This window comes from Candidatus Binatia bacterium, from assembly GCA_036382395.1.
Lineage (GTDB): Bacteria > Desulfobacterota > Binatia > HRBIN30 > HRBIN30 > JAGDMS01.
Genome location: DASVHW010000186.1, coordinates 1 through 3,278, shown reverse-complemented (window position 1 = coordinate 3,278; position 3,278 = coordinate 1). Strand labels below are relative to the sequence as shown.

The following is a 3,278-nucleotide window of genomic DNA, read 5'->3' as shown; positions in this document are numbered from 1 at the left end:
ATGAACCATTCGAAGAATGCTCGCGTGCAGGCGCTGGTTGTCAGGGCCATCGAGGGCATACCCACAAAAGGGGCGCTCCTCGTAAAGCCTCTGATAAAAGGCGACCACATGTCTCTTTTGGAAGTCCATCTACAGCCAGGGGTTGCCTCAGCTACCCACGTGCACTCGCACGAGTCCCTCGTCTACGTAGTCAGGGGCAAACTCAAGACGACCGTTGGAAATAAGACCTACGTTCTCGGGCCTGGCGATGTGTGCCGCCATCCTCATCAGGTTGCCCACCGTATTGAGGCACTGGAGGAAACACTCATCGTCGAGATCAAGTCCCCCGCACCCGATATCGCGAACATCCTGACCACTTAAGTACACTCGAGATAGGTCGCTGTCAGGTCGATGGGAGACAGGCGCCGCGCCACGATCTTCTGCGAGAGCTGATGGACGGGCAGCAGCGTGAGGTCGGCCAGTGACATGGAATCGATGGCCTGGTGGAGGTTGGGAAGAGGGGTGATCGCCGTCAGCGGATGCTGAACATGGTCTTCGGCAGCCAGGTCGCGATCTCGGGGAAGAGGGTGATGATAAAAACGCCGAGGCAGAGCAAAAAGAAAAACGGCAACACCGCCTTCGCCACGTACAGGATGTCGTGGCCGGTGAGGCCCTGCACGACGAACAGGTTGAAGCCGACGGGCGGCGTGATTTGCGCGATCTCGACCACGAGCGTGATGAATATGCCGAACCAGATGAGGTCGATGTGGGCGGCGTCGACCATGGGCATGATCACCGCGGTGGTGAGGACGACCATGGATATCCCGTCGAGGAAACATCCGAGGATCAGGTACAGGATCGTCAGCGCGAAGATCAGCCCGTAGGCGGAGAGGTTGAAGATGCTGATCCAGCTCGCGAGCGCGCGCGGGATGCCGGCATAGCCCATCACCACCGACAGGAACGACGCCGCCGCAATGATGAAGCCGATCATGCACGAGGTGCGCGTCGCGCCGTAGAGGCTCTCCTTGAAGTTGGCCCAGGTCAGGCTGCCAGAGAAGATAGCAACGAGGAGCGATCCCACCACTCCTAGTGTCGCCGCTTCGGTCGCGGTCGCGACCCCGGTGTAGATCGACCCGATGACGGCAATGATCAAGAGCACCGTCGGTAGGAGTAGATGCAGACGTTTGAATTTCTCCGAGAAAGGCAGAGCCGGCTCGGGTGGCGGCATCTTGTCCTTGTTGAGCAGTGCCCAAATCGCAATGTAGGACATGAACAGTGCCATCATCATGATGCCCGGCAGAACGCCGGCGAGGAACAGGCGCGCGATGGAGACGTTCGCCGACACGCCGTAGACGATCATGATGATCGAAGGCGGGATGAGGAGCCCGAGCGTGCCGGAGGCTGCGAGCGAGCCAACGCTGATTGGCTCGTCATAGTTGCGGCGCTTCAGCTCGGGCAGCGACATCTGGCCGACCGTGGCTGCTGTTGCGGCGGAGGAGCCGCTGATCGCGGCGAAGATGCCGCAGCCGATCACGTTCACATGTATGAGACGGCCGGGCAGAGCCGTCGTCCAGGGCGCGAGACCGTTGAACAGGTCGTCGGCGAGCTTGGTACGGAACAGGATCTCGCCCATCCACACGAAGAGCGGTAGCGCGGTCAGGGTCCAGCTGCTGACCGAGCTCCACATCGACGATGGCATGACGAGAGCGATCGGTGCGTCGGCGAAGAGCAGCATGCCCAGGAGCGCGACCCCCACCAGGGAAACCGCAACCCACAGGCCGGAGGCGAGAAGGAGCAGCAGCGCGGCCGCCAGGATAGGGCTGTAGAGCAGAGGGTCCATGGCTAGGCCTTATTCGGTATAGCCCGCGGCAGCGTCTTCGTTGCGCGCGTAACGGGGCTCATGCCCGCGCAGCACATGGACGAACTCCTCGATTACGGCAATCTCGAGCAGGAGCGCACCGAGCGCCATCGAGACCTGTGGAATCCATAGCGGTACCGTCATCATGCCGGTCGAAACGTCGCCGAACGCGTAGGAGTCCATTACGAGCTTGATCGAGAAAACGGTGAACAGTCCGCCGATCACCGTGAGGAACGCGAGGCACCAGTGCTCGAGAGCGCGGCGCAGGCGCGGGCTCACGTGCGTGAGAAGCAGGTTGACGCGGATGTGGCCGCCGCTGTGAAAGGTATGCGCCAGCGCCAGAAAAAAGCAGGCGGCCATGGCATAACCGGCAAGTTCGCCGGCATCGGGAACGACGACGCCGACAATCCGCCCTATCACCCCGATCAGGGTGAGCGCCGCGATCATCACCATGCATACCGCGGCGAGAGCCGCTCCCGCGCCGTAGAGAAAGCGCATGCGCGAGCTTAGTTCGCTTTGCGGAACTGGTCGAGGATCTTGGGCCCGTCCTCGCCGGCGGCCTTAGACCACTCGGCGATGAGCTGCTCGCCTATCTTATTCAACTCGGCCATCAGCGCGGGGCTCGGCTGGCGCACGTCCATGCCCTTCGACTTCAGTGTGGCGACGAGCTTGCCGGTCTCCTCGGCCTGCAGCTTCCAGCCGCGCTCCTCGGCGATTTTGCCGGCGGCGAGGACCGCGTCCTGCGTCTTCTTGTCGAGGCCGCCGAAGACGCGTTCGTTGACGATGGTTATATCCCAGGGCGCCATCGCCTTGACGTCGTAGAAATACTTCACGAAGTCCCAGGCCTGGGTGTCCACACCCGTTGCCGACGAGGTGATCATCGCCTGGATCACGCCCGTCGAGAACGCCTGCGGCACTTCGGACTGCTGCACCGTGACCGGCACCGCCCCCATGAGTTCGGCCAGGCGGCCGGTCACCGGGTTGAAGGCTCTGAACCTCAGGCCCTTGAAGTCAGAGGTCGAGTGGATCTCCTTCCCGGTATAGAACGAGTTCGGGGGAAACGGCACCACGAACAAGAGGCGCAAGCCCTGCTTCTTGAGACGCTCCTCGAGAAACGGGCGCACGACTTTCAGAAGTTTCGCGTACTCCGCGTTGTTGGTCGCGAGGAAGGGCACCGAGTCGACGCCGAACAGTGCGGCCTCGTTCGAATGCAAGGACATGAGCAACTCACCGATCTGTATTTGCCCGGTCTGGACCGCGCGCTTCACTTCGGGCTGCTTGACCAGCGAATCCTCAGGATGAACGACGATGTCGACCTTGCCGTCGGTCGCCTTCTTCACGTCCGCGGCGAACTGCAGGATGTTCCGGGTTTGATAGTTCCGCTCGTTCGAGCGTGTCGGCATGTTCCATTTGTCCGCAAACGCCGCGGAACTCGCCAGCA

General features: G+C 61.7%; 4 protein-coding genes. 1 reads left to right on the top strand and 3 read right to left on the bottom strand.

Translation table 11 applies throughout. The annotated features are described in order from the left end of the window. Nucleotides 1-360, top strand: a 360-nt coding sequence (locus VF515_08605; GenBank protein HEX7407693.1) for a cupin domain-containing protein, incomplete at its 5' end; no start/stop codon positions are given. Between the two features lie 151 nt (nt 361-511). Here VF515_08605 and VF515_08600 read toward each other — a convergent pair. The 3 genes from VF515_08600 to VF515_08590 all read right to left on the bottom strand — a co-directional run. Beyond that, nucleotides 512-1,819, bottom strand: a complete 1,308-nt coding sequence (locus tag VF515_08600; GenBank protein HEX7407692.1) for a TRAP transporter large permease subunit — start codon at nt 1,817-1,819, stop codon at nt 512-514. A gap of 9 nt (nt 1,820-1,828) precedes the next feature. Continuing rightward, nucleotides 1,829-2,335, bottom strand: a complete 507-nt coding sequence (locus VF515_08595; GenBank protein HEX7407691.1) for a TRAP transporter small permease — start codon at nt 2,333-2,335, stop codon at nt 1,829-1,831. An 8-nt stretch (nt 2,336-2,343) separates the two neighbouring features. Next, nucleotides 2,344-3,278: TRAP transporter substrate-binding protein (locus tag VF515_08590; protein ID HEX7407690.1), on the bottom strand; the 935-nt coding region annotated here is incomplete at its 5' end.

Coding starts and splice junctions, on each gene's coding strand:
- VF515_08595 (HEX7407691.1), bottom strand. CDS start 2,335: ATGCGCTTTCTCTACGGCGCGGGAGCGGCTCTCGCCGCGGTATGCATG.
- VF515_08600 (HEX7407692.1), bottom strand. CDS start 1,819: ATGGACCCTCTGCTCTACAGCCCTATCCTGGCGGCCGCGCTGCTGCTC.